The 16,924-nt window shown below is 60.0% G+C and carries 15 protein-coding genes and 1 pseudogene; 5 read left to right on the top strand and 11 right to left on the bottom strand.

Translation table 11 applies throughout. The annotated features are described in order from the left end of the window. Positions 1 to 61 precede the first annotated feature (61 nt). Entirely contained in the window at positions 62 to 2,224 is a 2,163-nt protein-coding gene (locus IVA78_RS13815) for an exonuclease domain-containing protein (RefSeq protein WP_247465797.1), read from the bottom strand. 115 nt (positions 2,225 to 2,339) lie between these two features. Between IVA78_RS13815 and dinB the strand changes: the two genes are divergently transcribed. Then, positions 2,340 to 3,440, top strand: a complete 1,101-nt coding sequence (gene dinB / locus IVA78_RS13810; protein WP_247465794.1) for a DNA polymerase IV — start codon at positions 2,340 to 2,342, stop codon at positions 3,438 to 3,440. Between the two features lie 82 nt (positions 3,441 to 3,522). Here dinB and IVA78_RS13805 read toward each other — a convergent pair whose 3' ends face one another. From IVA78_RS13805 to IVA78_RS13775, 7 genes and pseudogenes are all read right to left on the bottom strand, one after another. Continuing rightward, positions 3,523 to 3,990: a metallophosphoesterase family protein gene (locus IVA78_RS13805; RefSeq protein ID WP_247465774.1), complete on the bottom strand. Its 468-nt coding sequence runs from the start codon at positions 3,988 to 3,990 to the stop codon at positions 3,523 to 3,525. 96 nt (positions 3,991 to 4,086) lie between these two features. Beyond that, a pseudogene (locus tag IVA78_RS34570) lies at positions 4,087 to 4,200 on the bottom strand (Ku protein); the annotation flags it as partial. A 25-nt stretch (positions 4,201 to 4,225) separates the two neighbouring features. Continuing rightward, positions 4,226 to 4,405 carry a hypothetical protein gene (locus IVA78_RS13795; protein WP_195790443.1) on the bottom strand — a complete coding sequence of 60 codons (180 nt, stop codon included), beginning with the start codon at positions 4,403 to 4,405 and terminating at the stop codon, positions 4,226 to 4,228. 496 nt (positions 4,406 to 4,901) lie between these two features. Continuing rightward, the gene (locus IVA78_RS13790) at positions 4,902 to 6,200 is read right to left on the bottom strand and encodes a glycoside hydrolase family 130 protein (protein ID WP_247465770.1); all 1,299 of its coding nucleotides are present in this window, start codon (positions 6,198 to 6,200) and stop codon (positions 4,902 to 4,904) included. 47 nt (positions 6,201 to 6,247) lie between these two features. Next, positions 6,248 to 8,524, bottom strand: coding sequence for a glycosyltransferase family 4 protein (locus tag IVA78_RS13785; protein WP_247465768.1), 2,277 nt, complete (start codon positions 8,522 to 8,524; stop codon positions 6,248 to 6,250). Next, a complete protein-coding gene (locus IVA78_RS13780) occupies positions 8,512 to 9,429 on the bottom strand; it encodes a class I mannose-6-phosphate isomerase (protein WP_247465765.1) in 918 nt (305 codons plus the stop codon). The genes IVA78_RS13785 and IVA78_RS13780 overlap by 13 nt, the downstream gene beginning before the upstream one ends. Before the next feature lie 201 nt (positions 9,430 to 9,630). Beyond that, positions 9,631 to 10,569, bottom strand: a complete 939-nt coding sequence (locus tag IVA78_RS13775) for a transglutaminase family protein (protein ID WP_247465850.1) — start codon at positions 10,567 to 10,569, stop codon at positions 9,631 to 9,633. A gap of 1,013 nt (positions 10,570 to 11,582) precedes the next feature. On the opposite strand from IVA78_RS13775, the gene IVA78_RS13770 reads away from it, so the two are divergent. The 3 genes from IVA78_RS13770 (at position 11,583) to IVA78_RS13760 (ending at position 12,424) form a co-directional block, all read left to right on the top strand. Then, the gene (locus IVA78_RS13770; RefSeq protein WP_247298289.1) at positions 11,583 to 11,834 is read left to right on the top strand and encodes a type VI secretion protein; all 252 of its coding nucleotides are present in this window, start codon (positions 11,583 to 11,585) and stop codon (positions 11,832 to 11,834) included. 82 nt (positions 11,835 to 11,916) lie between these two features. Beyond that, a complete protein-coding gene (locus IVA78_RS13765) occupies positions 11,917 to 12,183 on the top strand; it encodes a hypothetical protein (RefSeq protein WP_247465762.1) in 267 nt (88 codons plus the stop codon). A 40-nt stretch (positions 12,184 to 12,223) separates the two neighbouring features. After that, complete coding sequence (locus IVA78_RS13760; RefSeq protein WP_247465758.1) at positions 12,224 to 12,424, top strand: hypothetical protein; 201 nt, start codon at positions 12,224 to 12,226, stop codon at positions 12,422 to 12,424. 541 nt (positions 12,425 to 12,965) lie between these two features. Here the strand turns inward: IVA78_RS13760 and IVA78_RS13755 are convergent. The 3 genes from IVA78_RS13755 to IVA78_RS13745 all read right to left on the bottom strand — a co-directional run bounded on the left by IVA78_RS13755 (position 12,966) and on the right by IVA78_RS13745 (position 15,704). Beyond that, complete coding sequence (locus tag IVA78_RS13755) at positions 12,966 to 14,000, bottom strand: IS110 family transposase (RefSeq protein ID WP_346275300.1); 1,035 nt, start codon at positions 13,998 to 14,000, stop codon at positions 12,966 to 12,968. A 172-nt stretch (positions 14,001 to 14,172) separates the two neighbouring features. Then, positions 14,173 to 15,159, bottom strand: a complete 987-nt coding sequence (locus IVA78_RS13750; RefSeq protein WP_247465755.1) for a c-type cytochrome — start codon at positions 15,157 to 15,159, stop codon at positions 14,173 to 14,175. A gap of 344 nt (positions 15,160 to 15,503) precedes the next feature. Then, positions 15,504 to 15,704: a DUF6494 family protein gene (locus IVA78_RS13745; RefSeq protein WP_247465752.1), complete on the bottom strand. Its 201-nt coding sequence runs from the start codon at positions 15,702 to 15,704 to the stop codon at positions 15,504 to 15,506. A gap of 713 nt (positions 15,705 to 16,417) precedes the next feature. Here IVA78_RS13745 and IVA78_RS13740 point away from each other — a divergent pair. Continuing rightward, the gene (locus tag IVA78_RS13740) at positions 16,418 to 16,558 is read left to right on the top strand and encodes a hypothetical protein (RefSeq protein WP_247465751.1); all 141 of its coding nucleotides are present in this window, start codon (positions 16,418 to 16,420) and stop codon (positions 16,556 to 16,558) included. The last annotated feature ends 366 nt before the right edge of the window (positions 16,559 to 16,924 follow it).

The raw sequence follows: 16,924 nt of genomic DNA, 5'->3' as shown, positions 1-16,924 counted from the left end.
GGCTGTCGTCGCCGTAGCAGCGGTCTCGGACGGCATAGCCGATACCTTGCCCGGAGCGGGACTAAGCGGCCTCCACCGCTTCTGCCGAGATACCGTCGTCGCGCTTCTTGTTAATGAGATTCAACAGCCTGGCCGCCGCCCGAGCGTCGCACAGCGCGCGATGGTGGTCTTCGAGTTCGATGTCGTAGATCGCGCACAGCTTTCCGAGTCCGTACGATTTGTGCCCAGGATATCGACGCCGCATTCCCACGCAAGTGCACAGCTTCGGAAAGCGGAAGCGCCGTTCGAGCCGTTCGTACTCGTACGACAGGAAGCCGTAGTCGAAGTTTACGTTGTGGGCGACGAAGATGCCATCGCCCATGAACGCCATAAAACTGTCCGCGACGTCGTGGAACACGGGCGCATCCCGAATCATCTGGTTGGTGATGCCGGTCAGTTCGACGATCTTCGCCGGGATCGGCCGCTGCGGATTGACAAGAGAATGCCACTCGTCGATCACCCGATGGTTACGGATCTTGACCGCTCCGATTTCGGTGATGCGATCACCAGACGACCAGGCTCCCGTCGTCTCGATGTCGACGACCACGTAGTCCTGCTCCGGATCGAATCGGTAATCCACGCGCCCGATCTCGGCCGGGATGCCGGCGTTCTGTAGTTGGCGCAGACGGGTCAGTTGGTTACGGCGTATGGCGTCGCCCTCCGCTTTGACCTCGACGAAGGACAGCTTGCCGTCGCGCACGTGCATCAGGTCGGGGAAGCCGTCCCGCATGCCGCGGAAGTCGTCGCACATCGCCCGAACAATCTCGGCCAAGCCGTCCGCGCCGGCGCCTTCGAGCAAGGCACGCAGTGCGTCCATCTGCACGTGGTCCCAAGCGAAGATTCCGTTGGGTCGGCCCCATCTGGCGGCGACGGTGCGCAAGACGATCGGAAGCGCATTGCCGGATCTGACCTCCGCGAGCTTAACGTCGATCTGCGAGGCGAACCGCCGATGGAAGGTCCGGTCGCGAAGGCAATGCGGGACCCAGTCGAAACCGCTGTGAAGCTGGCCGGACTCGAAAAGCTCATCCCAGAACAACAGCCCGAACAGCGTGTGCCAAAGCGTGTTCTCTGCGAAATAGACCTGCCCGCCCTGGCGCCGCAGCACGCCGGCGACCCCTGGCTCGGGATTGCCGCGATGCGTGTCGTCGACGACGATTGTCCGTCCCGACCGCAGCAACTCGGTGCACAGACCTGTCCGTCGTCCGCCGAACTTGCGCGCGTAGAAATCCGTCGCGAAGAGATGCTCGTCGTCGCTTTCGGGATCATCGATCATGTCCCGGAGCAGATTCTCCGCCGCTTCCTTGTCGCCCTTCGCGTAAAGCAACCGGACAAGGCGCTCGCGGCAATCGGCCGAGCCGCCGAAACGATAGAGCCGTTCGGCCAGATCCTTGTCGCCTTGCTTCTCGAAGAACTGCCCGACCTGACACGCGGCGCGGGCCGCAAGGTCGACGGCGTATTCGGTCGTCCGCGGGGGTCCGTCCAGGATCGCCTCGACCGCCCTTTGGTAGATGTCGGCGGAACGGACCTCGATGCGGTCCAGTACCTGGCTGTAGTGAAAGCACGCATGCGCTTCGTCGGCGTCGGCGAAGCGAGCGCTGAACGACGTCTCTCTGTTCGTGCGCAGGATGCCGAGATCGCGCAGAGCGAAGTTCTTGAGGTCGTCGGCCGTCTTCCCGAAGTAGAGATACAGCAGGAATTTGATCGGTCGTGTGTTGTCGAGCGCTATGAAGCCGCCAGCACCGCAATGCTTTGCGGCAAGATCGAACGGAATCGCGGCGACGAAGAAGTCGGCCAGCACCGGTTTCGACCATGAGGTACGGACGTCGCGGCCGAACCCCGCCGCACGGGCGCCGTCGAGAAGTGCGGTCTTCGGCAGGCAAAGTACGAAGGCGGAATAGTCCTGGGCACGCAGGCCGCGCGCCTGGCCACACTCGATCAAGTCACGAGCCGCGGCTTCGAGGTCGGTTATCTCGGGGTACTTGAAGAGCGCGCGATTGAAGATCGCCCCTCGCCGGTTGACCATCCGGATGAGCAGACACTGCGCGTCCTTTGAGAGGTCGCGAAAGCGCGCGGTGAACGAACGGTGCTCGTCGGTGAGGATCTCGCCATACGTCCTCTCGACGAAGTCGAGCATTTCGACGAAATGGTCGAGATAGTAGTAGACCGGCAACGTTGTAGGCTTCATGTGACGCGTGCCGGGTTCCCATCAAATTCAACGACTAGCCGAATACGTTTTACCGTTCCTTTTTTGTTCTGACAGCTCTATTTGTCAAGATGGAGCGAAGGACGGACCCGTAGAGATGGACGCAAGCCGACCCGACGCCAGCCTTTCCTACCGCAAGATCATCCGTATCGACATGGACGCCTTCTACGCGTCGGTCGAGCAGCGGGACAATCCGGATCTTCGAGGCAAGCCAGTCGCGGTCGGCGGCTCGGCGGAACGCGACGTCGTAGCTGCGGCGAGCTACGAGGCGCGCAAGTTCGGAGTCCGCTCGGCGATGGCATCCGTCACCGCCAAGAGGCAGTGTCCGGACCTGATTTTCGTGAAGCCGCGTTTCGAGGTTTACAAAGCCATTAGCCGTCAAATCCGCGACATCTTCGCGGAGCACACGCCGATGATCGAACCGCTTTCGCTCGACGAGGCCTATCTGGACGTCACCGAAAACCTTGAGGGCATTCCCCTCGCCCGCGACGTGGCGCTTCGGATCCGCGAGAAGATCAAGGCCGAGACAGGCCTCAACGCTTCGGCCGGCATAAGCTACAACAAGTTTCTGGCGAAGCTCGCTTCGGATCACAGGAAGCCGAACGGGCAGTACGTCATCTCTCCGGAGATGGGCGCCGCGTTCGTGGAGGCGCTGCCGGTCGGCAAATTCCACGGCATCGGTCCGGCGACGAGCGCGAAGATGAACGGCCTCGGCATCTTCACCGGAAGGGACATCCGCAACCAGACGCTCAAGTTCATGAATGCCAACTTCGGCAAGTTCGGCGCTTATTACTACTGGATCTCGCGCGGCGTCGACGATCGCCCCGTCCGCGCCAACCGCATCCGCAAGTCCATCGGCGCCGAGAACACGTTCTCGGCGGACCTCACGACATTCGACGTGATGGCAGCCGAGCTGCGGCCACTGATCGACAAGGTCTGGCGTCACTGTGAGAGCACCGGCAACCGGGGACGGACCGTGACGCTCAAGGTCAAGTTCTTCGATCTCGAGATCATCACGCGGAGCCGGTCGGTCCCGACAGTCGTGTCGAGCCGGGACGACTTGGAGAGCTTGGCGCTCGGCCTGCTGCAGGCCGAGATGCCCCTCCCGAAGGCGGTGCGCGTGCTGGGCGTGTCGCTGTCCTCGCTGCAAACGCAGGGGAACGACGATGTCGAACCTCAGCTCGATCTGTCCATCTGACGCCGCGCATGGATGCGACTTACAGCCTGGCGGCCGAGATGACGCCGAAAGCTTCGCCTGGCTGCACGTGCCGCGGCGCGGCCTATCCGACCTCAAGATTGTGGATGATCGGTTTCAGTCCCACGGGCGTGACTTCGAGGCTCGCAAGCGTGATCGGCAGCTTGAAGCGCCGGGGCCCGGCACTGCCGGGATTGACGTAGAGCAGGCCGTCTACGGTTTTGATCTTCGGCACGTGGGAGTGGCCGGAAACAATGACATCGACGCCCTCAGCTACGGGATCGATCTGCAGGGTGTTGAGGTCGTGCAGAACATAGAACAGCCGTCCCGCCAGCTGCACGAACGCGGTTTCGGCAAATTGGGTGGCCCACTCGCCCATATCCACGTTCCCTCTGATGGCTGTGACGTCGGCAATTCTCCGCAGCGCGGTGATGATCTCGGGATCGCCGATGTCGCCGCCGTGAATGATGTGGTCGACGTGGGCCAGCAAGCGAAGAGCCTCCGGCCTAAGCAGGCCGTGCGTATCCGAGATGATGCCGATCGTGAAGGTCATCTCAGCGTCCGGATCTATCGCGCGCTGAGCCGCAGCGCTCGATCGGGTAGATTCGCGTTTTCCTGGCGCTCCACCGGTACCCCGGACATCAGTCGCCTAGGCCGACTTCCGCCGCAGGCCTGTCGCGGGCTTCTTCGTCGTCGCTTCCTTCGCCGGCTTCTTGCCTTGGATCGGCATCAACATCTCTTTCTGGCCCGCCGATCAACGCTGGACGGTCGCCGCAATTTCTCGAATATCATCCGATGAGCCATCGCCCTTTGTGAATATCGAACTTCACCAACCCTTCGTCTCGCATCTTCAACAGGAGGGATTGGCAAGTTTCTTCATTCACGATGTTGGCGCGTCTCATGACTTCGTAGACTTTGAGTGGTTTTTCGCGGAGCGCATTCAGGATATTTTCGCGATCGTTGAGCATGACTAGAATCCTACCGTCAAAAAGCGCGCCAGATCACTGAGAATACGAAAGCTGATCTTCCGTAACGACTCGCTCGATCTTCTCCGATTTGCACTTGATGCGGTATCTAATACGTCCATCTGCCTCTATGGGCATATGTTGAACGATGGTGTAAATCATTGGACGCTCAGTAGCAGCACGTCCTTGTGGCCCTTGTGGCTGGTGGCGAACGTCTTCATTCAGCTTGTAGGCGTATGACATGGATCTATCTCTAAACCTACAGCTGCTCTAACGCGGGCCGTACTGTGATGCAATGCAATACACCTGTTGCCGTTCCGCTTCTGAGCCCTTCACGGACATCCGGGTAGCGCCGACGGATGCCGCTTTCTGGAAGCATGACTCTTCTATTTCGAGACCAGATGAGAGCCGCTCCGCCGTTCACGTTGCACCGATCATTTACTGATCCGCGGTTCTCATTTGGCCATTTGCAATCTCTGCTTTTACAACAAAATATCGTTCATTCCATGGCGTTCATCAGACTGGCGATGTTGATCGTCGCGAAGTTTGAGAATGTATCCGAGACGGCGTAGGGGAAAATGATCTTGTCGTGATGTCGCAACGCGCCGCATGTGTACACGACGTTTGGGACATATCCCTCACGTTCGGACGGGTCGGGTCGAAGCAAGGGTTCATGCAGGCGCGCAAGTACTTTCGAGGGATCGTTCTTATCCAGCAACGCTGCCCCGATCGAATATTTCCGAACCGGCCCGACACCGTGGGTTAGCAGCAGCCATCCCGCATCCAGTTCGATGGGCGATCCACAATTCCCGATCTGCACGAACTCCCACGGGAATTCGGGTTTCAGAAGCGCGTGGCCGCCATCGTCCCATGTATAGAGGTCGTCGGAATAGATGAGATAGAGATTTTCATTGTCTTGCCGGGCGATCATGGCATACCGGCCGCCGATCCTCTGCGGGAAGAGCGCCATGCCCTTGTTGCGAGCGGCGCTGCCCTTCAGAGTGGACAGCCTGAACGACACGAAATCGGACGTCTCAATTAGCTCCGACCTGATCGCCCTACCGCTATAGGCGGTGTAGGTCGCGTAGTAGATCTGTCGTTCGCCATCGTTGAACTGCACGAAGCGTGCATCCTCAATGCCATTCGACTGAGATGCGGTAATGGGAAAGATGACCCGTTCGCTGATATCTTCGCCGCTTTGGAAAGCAACCTCGACATCGTATCCGGCGGGCCCCTGCGTCTGCACGAGAATGGTAGGGCTCGAGGCCAGGCGCGTCGTTGGATCGACGCTGACCGCGCCGTCTGCCGCGATCATTCCGGACCGAAAGGTCAGCGACGAGATGTGGCCTTCGCCGACGGCACGAAGGCTCAGGATGAAGCGTAACGCACCGGGAGGAGCGCCGGACTGATCGGGATGCGCTACGATACTCGGGTTGAACAAGGCAGACGCTTCGAACGAATACTCGTTGAGAAAATAGGCACCGACCAATTGACGTTGCGTTTGCGTGAACGAGGCGTGGACGACCAACGCATCTTCCATTTCGTCGGCGCGTGCCTCGAAGGCCCGCAGCAAATTGCGGTGCCGGCCGAGGAAATTCTCAAGAACATCTTCGAGTTGGCGGGCTGCCGCATCGGCGCCGAGTGCCAGAACCCGATCGACGATGTGGTTCGCACGAGTCTTGTCCGTCGGGTTGAGTTCGCGCGGCTCGGTCGCCGGCTTGAAAGGGCGCACGATGACCCGTGTCGGATCGGGCCGCAAATAAAGCGCCTGACGGTTCAGGAATGGAGATTGCGACAAAGCATCCTCGGATTGTTTTCAAGGAGAGGGAAAATGATCGAAAGCCGTCAGGCAACCAGCGGCGCGGGCTGCACGCGGCTTTCACTCAGGCGGGCGAGTTGCCTGATTTCGCAGAGGCCGAGCAGATACGACACGACTGATTCCCCGCCGCAGTTCTCATTCGCACGGTCCGGATGCAGGCCGTCGCGGCAACTGCCGGTTTCCAGATCGACCAAGGAAGTCGAAAGATCGTTGCTGCCGAGGAACCATGCGAACACACGCGCGGCTTCGGCTTTCCACTCGACATCATGCTCGGCTCGCCACGCCGCGAGACAGGCGGCGATGGTGGCCGTAGCCTCGAGCGGCTGTTGATCGAACGGCCTCGGTTTCCGGCGCGTCTCGCCAAAACCTGCGGTGCCGACGGGCCGGAATTGACCGCTCGCGGCAGTCTGCTGCTTCACCAGCCAGCGCAGCGATCTCAAGCCGGCGTCCAGATAGACGGCACTCTTGGTCGCCATGCCGGTCAGGATGAGGGCTTGCGGCAAACGGGCGTTATCGTAGGCAAGGCCTTCTTCGAACCAAACCCAGTCCTGTGTCTCGACCGCATTGAAGATCGCAATCAACCGATCCGCCAGGCGAAGCCGGAGATCGGCGGCGCCCGCGTCACCAGGGACGGCGGCACAATAGGCGTCGAGCCCGAGCAGGACGAAAGCCCAGGCACGCGGCGAGCGAAAGCCTTCCACACTCCGAGCAGCCTCGGCGAACAGCGCCGCAGCCCATTTTCGCCGTGACAGATTCGCGTCGGTCAACGCGCACACACCGAGAGCCCATAAGGTCCGGGCATGGCTGTCTTCCGAGCCGCTTTTCTCCAGCCAGCAGCGGTTAAAGCCCATGAAATTGCGAAACCGCTTTGTGTCGGGATTCCACGCGTGCTGGACAAAGCCGGCAAACCGGGCCGTCAACACTTCCGCCAATCGTTCCTCGCCGGGAATGTTGAGCGCACACGCCAGCAGCAGCGCGCGAGCGTTATCGTCGACACAATAGCCATGGGAGCGATCCGGCACGCAATGTACGGCGTGTTGGAACAATCCGGTGTCGTCGCACATCGACAGAAAATGACCGATGCGCATTTCCGGTGGCGCGCGGCTATCGCGCAGCAGCGTGCTGGTGTCCGAGCGCACGATTGCCTTTAAACGATGCCTGCGACCGGCATTGTCGAACGTCGACACGTAACGTTCGGCTGTCCGTTCCCACGTCATGGGACGGCTGCTCGAATAGGCGCGCTTACGCATGGCCTGCCGCAACACCGCGTTGGTCAGCAGCTTCGCGATTTCATGGCCAGTGGCCGCGGTATCTCCAAACGGAACCAGAATACCACGGCCGTCGGCCAGCAGCTCGCGCGCATGCCAGTATGGCGTGGAGACGACCGCCTTTCCCAAGCCAAAACTGTAAGCCAGCGTGCCCGACGTCATCTGAGCTTCGTTCAGATACGGCGTCACATAGACATCGCACATCGAAATAAAATCGAGCAGCGTCGGCTGGTCGACGAACTGGTCAAGAAACACGACGTGCTTGTCGATACCGAGCTTACGGACACGCGCCACGAGGCTGTCGCGATAGGCCTCGCCTTGGTCGCGTATCAGGTTCGGATGGGTCGCGCCGAGCACGACATAGACCGCATCCGGACGGCTTTTCAGGATCGCGGGCATGGCGTCGATCATGACTTCGATGCCCTTGTTGTGCGACAGAAGGCCGAAAGTAAGAATGACCGACCGGCCGCTGAAACCTCGCCTGGCCTTGGCCTCGTCCGGTTCAACGAACGCGAATTCCGGAATTCCGTGCGCGATAACCTCGATCTTTTCGTCGGCCACCTGGTAAACGGTTCTCAGCAATTCGCGGCCCTTTTCGGCCATCACCACGATCTTGGACGATATGTCGGAAATCCGGACGATGACTTCGCGTTGCACCTTGGTCGGCTCGGCAAGCACGGTATGGAGTGTGGTCACGACTGGCATATTCAGGCGCGACAGCAGGGCCAGGATGTGACTGCCGGAGTCGCCGCCGAAAATGCCAAACTCATGCTGAAGCGAAACAACGTCGAACCGGCTGCGGTTCAAGAACTCTGCCGCACGAATATAGTCCTCCGGCCGGTCGTCGTTGATCTGAAATCCAACTGCAGAAGGATAGTCATAGGCCTGGCCGTGGTCGGTCATCGCGACGACGACCGTTTCCAGATCAGGCCGCGAGGCCGCGACAGCGTGCTGAAGATCGGTAGTGAACGTGGCTATGCCACATCGGCGAGGCAGCGAATTGCCGATGAATGCGACCCGATTTAGCGCGACCACGTTTGCAGTTCCTCCGTTTTCGACCGGGGATGCCCGGGCATGTCTGGGTAGTGCTCAACGAGTGCAACTGAATCTGCATCTGGGCCTGGATAGGCGAGAAGCGCCGTCAGGCCGTCGGGGCCGGCCTCGATCCTAAGCTGATCCGCCTCGATAAAGACGGCCTGACCGGCGGACAGTGTCCCTGCTGCGATCTGGCCTTGCCCTTTAATCAAGACAATCCACGCCTCGTTTCGGGCATCGAGAGTCCAGACCGAGCCGGCGACAAGATCGATCTTTTCAAGGAAGAAATGGGCACTGGTGACGAGGGCCGTTCGCGTCTCATTTAGTTTTCGCGAAGGCCATTGACGCGGTGCTGGCGCCGCCTTGGCCGCGGCAACGGCATTGTCGGGATGCAGCTCACGCTGCCGCCCATAGTCGAAAAGGCGGAAAGTGGCGTCGCTGTGCTGCTGGATTTCGGCAAGAACGATGCCCGCGCCTATCGCATGAATAGTGCCGGCGGGAACAAAAATAGCGTCGCCGCAGCGAACCGGACGCCACTGCACGAGGTCACCGATCGAGCCATCAGTAATGGCGGTTCGCAGCTCCGCCGATGACAGCCAACGCTTCAATCCGATGGCAACCCGGGCACCGGGCGCGGCCGAAAGAATGTACCACGCCTCGGTCTTGCCATTGGCCAGACCGATCGATCGGGCGAACGTATCGTCGGGATGAACCTGAATGGACAGCGGCTCGGTCGTGAAGAGCAGTTTGAGCAGCAGCACGCTTTCCGGAGAAGTCGCGCCCGCGCGCCGGAACCATAATTCGCCGATTGGATCGTCACTAGCGGCGATGTCGCTCCAGGGAAGCAAGTTGCGGCTCCCCCACGGCTTGCGTCGGGCCTCTACAATGGCGCGCTCGATCGACACTCGGTCTCCCTGGCCTATGCGGCGCAAGCCGTACCACTCGCATTCAGGCGCCGCTCTCTCTTCGAGAAGGAGGGCCGCGTGGGCTTGGCCTCGGTGATGTGGTTGCGCTAATGGCGTTCGCTGCCAACGCCGTTTACGGCGGCTCGCATGGCAGCTCAGTTCCGCAAGCCAGTTCTGCGAAGGATGATGTCCAGATTGGCATCATCGTTCGACGGGCGACGAAATCGTCACCGACTGTGCACTCTTTCCTGCTGGATAGATATGACTATCTTCGGTCATTGAGGTGACCAATACCTTCACATCCATGTTCAGAAAGCTGTCAGTGCTGCCAAAGAAGCTCCCTGACACCGGCGTGCACTGGCTGATATCGCGAGCGACCGCAACGGGGATCAGATTGCGGCCTCCGACGCTGCGGTTGGTCGGGTCGAAGGTGATCCAGCCCGCTCCGGGAACAAAAACCTCGGCCCAGGCGTGAGTTGAGCCTGCTTCGGCCGAACCCAGCAGGTCCTGGTTCGGATCGTGCAGATAACCCGACACGACGCGCGTACCGAAGCCGAGCTTGCGTGCGGCTTCTGCGAACAACACCGCTAAGTCGCGGCACGAGCCCCAGCCGCGATCGAGCGTCTCGTTGGGCGATTGGGTGCCCTCGACTTCACGGCTCTGATACTGGATGCGTTGCGCGACACCGGCATTCAGGTCCTTGAGCAGGGAAAGGGTATCGGTCGGACTGCTGCGGATGAAACCTCTCGCCCAGTTTTGCAACCGCTCGGCTGGATCAGGATATTGAGCGATAGTCAGTGCTCCGAGGTCGGTCCATTCGTCAGCGGAGTAGCGGAATGGGTAGGAGATCGCCGAAACGGCGATGGCGAAAATGGGCCAATCAGCCGTGTTGAGCGAGATATTCACTACGCTATCGATAACGAGCGTATCGGTCATGGTCGTGAACGTGGCCACAGCGACTGCATTACCGAAGACGTCATGTGCCCATTCCGGAACCGCTACCGGCGTTATCGTCAAGTTCTGCGATGCGAGACGAAGGTCGCGACTTTCGCGTGGACGAAGCATCAAGCGGTGTGGTGCAAGGCTTACCAACCCACGGAAGCGATAGATAGTTTTATGTTGAATTCGAAGCGCAACCAACAGGTGCTCCAATATTTCATGCATGCAAGCAGCTCGAGACAGACTATGCGATCTCGGCGCACGGCGCACTTGTAACTGCGGAATTCAGGTTCATATTGCTGTTGTGGCCAAATCCCCGGTTCGCCTGCTTGACGTAGCCGTGTCGCAATCCGGTCAGGGACGTTGGAAGTGGAACGTTTCAGACGGTACAACAGAGATCGCGGCGGGTTTTGAGACTACGCGGGAGGCTGCTCAAACCAGGGTGATTCTGCCTTGTTCGCGCTGCTGTCCATCAACCGGCAATAAAACGGCTGAGTTTGGCAAACAGCAGTCTCCTGCGCGCGAACTATTGCCTCCCGTCAACGGTCGACGCGGAGGTGCGGTAGTCTTTCTACCTGCATTGATCGCGCGTTCAAGAGCGCAGAGATTTCGGCCGGACCTCGACGGTGCTCCGGCATCCGGGTCCCGCGGCGCGCGTCTTGGGCGCCGACGCTCCAAGCCGAGGCCGTTCATTGGCGACAATCTACTCTCAAGTTCCGGCGCGCCACGACGGGGTCATCGATTGCTGGAATCCACCGACGGCGGCCGCGTTTTAAAGCTCGCTATTCCCACTGGGGAAGCGTAGGGTTGCGACATCACCGCCCTTCCCGCGGCTTCGACCGGTGACTGAGGGTGACGAGCGCTCCCGCCGAGAAGGAGGAGCGCATATGTCGCGTTTTCGTCTGGCCGACTGGATCGTACCGCCGGTGATCGTTCCGCTCTTTCTTCTGCTCCTGGTATTCGCAGCGGCCATCCTGCATGGATAGGGCCACACAGCTGCAATTCCTGGTCAGCAGGGACCATCAATCGGGCCGCGTCAATTTTGGCCACGATACAACCGCTGCGGCCTTGAAGAAGGCGAACGAGCTCCTGGATAGGGGGTATTCGGACGTGCGGATTTGCACGCCGCGAGGCCGCATCCTGCTGTCCGATGAGTTCGATCAGCTCGAAGCATGAGGCCGCATTAACCTCATGATTGTTGGTCGGAAAGGCACATGATGAAGATGTCTCTTGCGGTGTTTGCGCTCTGCACTTTTGCGCAAAACGCTCTTGCCCGGGAGCTCGACTGCCGCACGATCGAGAACACCAGCGGACGTCTCGCCTGTTATGACGCCGCTTTTCCTCCGAAAATCAAGGCGCCTGTGACGGTCGAGAGCGACGCATCGCGAGCGGCATACAAGGACCCATTCGCCGCCGAAGAGGCCCTAACCGCAGCGAAGCTGAAGAATATCTGTCGCGGCTGCTGAGATTGCGGCACCGCGGTAGTGGGAGTGCGAGACAGGGAGGGCGGCGAAGCGAGCCGGCGCGGTCGTTGGCGTCATCCCGCGCTTGTCAGCAGTCAAAGGAATCTTTGTGGCCCGTGAAACAACCTATGTTGTGCAAGCGTTCAACGCCGGAACGGGCGGACATCTGAAGCCGGACTCTCCGATCGTCTGCAAAACGGAAAGTGCCGCGCTCCGAACGGCGGAGCGCCTCGCGTTGAGCAAGCTTGCTGTCGTTGCGTTCTCGTCGAGTGGCGATCCCGAAATGGGCGACTATGACGATGAGCCTACGGTCATCTTTCGCAAGGGTGAGCTACCGGCGGCCTTCAATTGAGTGTTCGGTTCGGATCGAAGTGGCAAGAAGGCGAATATTGATGAGCGAGCGGCTTGAAACACTCAAGAAAGCCCGTAGTCGCATGATCGAGGACAGGGACGCGCATGCAACCGTGCTGGCCGCTCCTTTTGATCGCGACAAAGCCGAGCGTGCACGCAACAAATTCGTCGAGTTGCAAACACTCATCGACGCCTTGGACCGCGCCATAAGCGGAGAGATGTCGATGTCGTCGGAAAACTAAGCCAGGCCCAAGTCCGGTCGCGGGCGGTCGACTCGTCCGCCCTAGAACTGATACCGCCGTAAACCGCCATTCACCGGGATCACCGTGCCCATGATGTACCGCGACGACGGTGACGCCAGACACATCGCAAGCGCGGCGAGATCTTCCGGCTCGCCCCAATGATGGGAATGGTTGGCGATCGGAAGTGAAGCTCTGCTCGTGCCCCCAACGCGAAGTCGCTGGGCGGCCCGGTGAGGTCCGCCGTTACGGGGAGAGCAGACCTCATCTGCCGTGATGCTCGACCGCCGCTTGTGACCCAAATGTATGGACCGGCTGCGTTTCGCAATAGAGATCGTGCGTGGTTTCGAAAGTCGCTGATATGTATCCGGCCTGTTTGATCGGCTCGCGGGCCGTGGCCTTGATGGAAATACGCACGCATCGTTGGTCTTATTAGCGGACAGGCTGGCAAGCAACCATTTGGGTCACCAGACGCTGGATGCGTTCATCGATCCGTTCCATGCATTTTCTCTGTCGCGAACTCGGCGTGGGATTCAGATTGCGATCACTTGTATTGGAGTGTGTCGAAGGTCTTCTCGTTGCGCAAGATGCTCCATGCTATCCGCGCCAGCTTGTTGGCCAGGGCCGTTGCCAGTTTGTTGCGGTGTAGCCGTGGAGCTGCGTTCTGCAGCCATGCTCCGAAGCTGAATCGATTCCAATTGTGCGGGCGCATCAGGGTGACGTTTGCAGCCTGGATGAACAAGGTCCTGAGATACTTGCTTCCGCGCCTGGAGATGCGTCCCAGAATAAATCGGCCACCCGTGCTGTACTGACGTGGCACGAGGCCTAGCCAGGCACCAAAGTCTCGTCCGCGCTCGAATGCCTCACCGGTGCCGATGGCCGCCACGATGGCGGTCGAGATCAGCGGACCGATCCCGGGAATGCTCATGAGACGCTGGCAGTTGGCTTCCTTCTCGCCGATCTGGTCGATCTCGCCGGCGAGGATCTCGATCCGCTCATCGAGATGTATCCAGTCTCCGTAGAGACCCACGATCAGATCGCGCATTCGCGGCGATATCTCGTCCTGTCGGTTCTCCAAGATCGCCAGAAGCGAGTTGCGCAGAGCCGTCGCCCCAGTCCTGACTGCGATGCCTTGCTCGATCAGAAAGGCACGGATCTGATTGATGGTCGCCGTTCGCCGCGAGACCAGGCGGGAGCGAACCCGATGCAGAGCCTGGCGGTCGAGCTGGTCCTGTGTCTTCTCTCGGACGACGCGCAGGTTCGGCCGCAGGGCGGCCTCTGCAATAGCTTCGGCGTCGTTGTCGTCGTTCTTCTGTCCCTTCACGAACCGCTTCACATAGATCGCAGGAATGATCCTTGGCTGATGGCCAAGTTGGCGCAGAGCACGGCTGACAAAGTGCGCGCTGAGACAAGCCTCCATGCCGACGATGCTGGGAGGCAGTCGTTTAAAGACCTCAAAGAGTGCCAGTCTCTTGATCTTGCGACGGAAAGCGATCTTGCCGTCAGTGCCGAAACCGACGACATGGAAGACTTCCTTGCCGATGTCGATGCCGATCGAGGCCAAAGGTGTGGTGGTCATGGGTGCTTCTCCGGATGCTGCAGGGTAATCTTTGCAGACTATCCCCGCGGGGGAAGCAGCCGGTCCATCCCATTAAGCGGCCGGACTGAATCGTCGGCATTGCGAGAGACTTGTAGCTGGCCTCGGCCCTGCTTCCGTGGGCGCCGCCCTAGGTCGGCGGCCCCGCCCCGCGTTACGGATCGAGCGAAGCAAGATAGGCTACGATCGCCAGCATGTCGTCCTGGTCGAGGTTGTTAACCACCTGTGCCATCAGCGGGCTCAACTCGCCGCTCCGCGCGCCATGCCCGAAATCGTAGAGCTGGCGAAACATGTAGCTCGGTGAGCGGCCGGCGATGCTCGGCAACGGCCCGAGACCCTTGAGCTCCGGCCCGTGGCATGGGGCGCATGCGACCGTCTTTCCCGACCCGCCTTTCACCAGTGCCTCGCCTTTCGCTAGGCTGCCGACCGGCACATAGGCGGTGAAGGTCGAGCGGGGATCGCGGCTCTCGAAACGGTGCAGATCGTCGGGAATTTCGAGAATGCGTTGCCCAAGCGGCTCACGTTCACCGCCCTCCACCGCTGCCCAGAGGAACGCCGCGATGTAACTTTTCGGCGCGGTATCGCTCTCGACCACCTTGATGCGCTTGCGCGGCTGGAGGCCGGAAAAATAGTCCGCCGCTGCTTCCACTTCCGCATCGGTGATCGGCTTGGAAAGGGCGATCATCAAGCTCGTCGGCAGACGGCCAGCGACGGCGGTGCTGCGCACGCCGTTCTTATAGTCAGCCATTTGTCGGATGATGTAGCTCTTCGGAAGACCTGCGAGGTCAGCGTTTTCCGGACCCCCAGGCCCGTCGGCGCGGTGACAAAACCCGCAGGCGAGCACGTCGGGCTTGCGGCCGTTGGCTACGATGTCCGGCAGCGGCCGATGGTCGCCCGGGTGCCAGATCGGTGCGACGAATCGGTCCCGGAGCTGGCTCCAGGTATAACCGGCCGTGCTGTTCGGCACACGCACAACGTTACCGTCATCGACCGGCGGCTTGTAGTTGGGATTGTTCTCCGGATAAGCCCACCGTGGCGGCGAGTCGCCCGCTGTGGCCGTCAAAATGGATAGCGCCACGCAAACTGTTGCCGACGCAAGGAACGTTATAGCGATTTTCAGCGCGCCCTCGAACCTGTTCATGATTAGGCCCTCATGCTTCTCAGGCGGTGTTCCGCGGCGGAACACACACGGGATGACGGCACTGCAAAAAGGCGATCAGTGGAGAATGCGATGCCCGCCGAGGGCACAATTGCTGCTCGTCACAATAGACGGGGACTTCGGCACATCCCGTTGAGCAGCTCCGTAGTTACGCTACATCGATGACATGGTGGGGGAAAGAGGTTTGACTGATCTTGGCCCATAGCGTCGGATCTCGACGGTTGCCTTGGTGTCTGCTGCTTGGGGATAGACCGGACGTGGTCGCGCGCATACTCACTCGACGTTCCTGACCCTGAACGGACGTTGGGTCGCAGCGTGTGCCCTCGTCAGAGTGCGACTGTTTCCTCGACAACATGTTTCAGCGGCGTCCCCTCAGCGGACAGGGTCATTCGCAGTTTGAGCTCGCCACCTTTCACCGCCCCGCTACGCACTAGGTTCTCGATTTCACGCTGCGCTGTAACTCCGACATGCTTCAGAAACTTACGGATAGCCATATTGAAGCGGTCTTCATCGAACTCGGCGGGCATGGCTTTTCTCCCTGATCGGCTGGGCAAAGTCTAACACATTGGCGATCCCGTGTTTACAGCCCCCCAAGTCCCGGACTAGGGATCAATGATCGGGACGTTCATCGGCGGCTTGCTTCTGGGCATAGTGCCGAGTTCAAGGTTTGACGACACGAGTAAGCCGCCTCGCATCGCGGCGTCGCTCGTCAGAATGTCGCCTGTTGGCCCATCGCTACCCAGTGAGATGCTCGTTTAGACGTCAGCTGCCGGGTGTAGAGCGGAAGCGCAATCCAGCGCCTGGATCACCGATTTTGACCCACAACGGCCGGACGGCGGAGCCGCTCGGGTTAGCCTGAAATCAGAAGCTGTAGGAACGCTTTTGCTCGCCCCACGTATGCCTCGATTGGCGGAGTACGTGCCATGCGGCAAGGTCAGACGAACGCGCCGATCCGATGCCCCAAGTGCAATCGGCCCACCCGGTTCCTTGAACGCCTCTGGAGCCTCAAAACCTCTAGCTACGTCCACATCTACAATGCGAGTGCGGGGAACTGGTTTGGGACGACTGAGAGGTGCTGGACGTTTCCGACCTCGCTGGCTGAAATTGGCTTTTCCGAATCCAATTTCGTAGAGACAATGCATCGGCGGCGCGCTAACGTCTGCCATCACCGCCCGGTCCGTGGCATTTATCGGTGACTGAGAGCCGCAATGCTCACGCCTCCCATTAAAGGGAGATAGCGATGGAAGATCGCGCTGGGCCTTTTTCAGAGCCCGAATTAACAATCGTCGAGCGCTACAAGCGCGCCGCGCTCGACGGCATGAATACTGCCGAAATCCGCCAGTTGATCAAAGAAATCGAGGACGAGATCGGAAAGCGTTGAACCTAAATTCCGATCGCCCAGACCAATCGCTACTGGAGGATTGCAGTTTCCAGTTCCAGCGCAGCGCCACTGAGCATTATTCGGCTCGGTGGCGTTTTCGTTGCGGTAGTGGCCTTTTTCCAGGTTCGGCCTGGGCCGGCAACGATTAACACGTGGAACTCTTCTGAACCTCAGCATTTTACCACCATGCCGCGATATTTCTTCCACGTTCACGAAATCGAACCGAGTGCCGACAGGCACGGTGAGGAACTTCCTGACGACGAAGCGGCATGGCGAGAGGCCACGACCTTTGCTGGCCAGCTTTTCAAGGACATTGATGGTAGGTTTCGGCCCGGCCAACAGTGGCGGTTAGAAGTCATAGACGAG

This window comes from Bradyrhizobium sp. 137 (assembly GCF_023074095.1).
Lineage (GTDB): Bacteria > Pseudomonadota > Alphaproteobacteria > Rhizobiales > Xanthobacteraceae > Bradyrhizobium.
The sequence above is the reverse complement of the archived record's forward strand: the minus strand, read 5'-3'. Positions and strand labels throughout refer to the sequence as shown.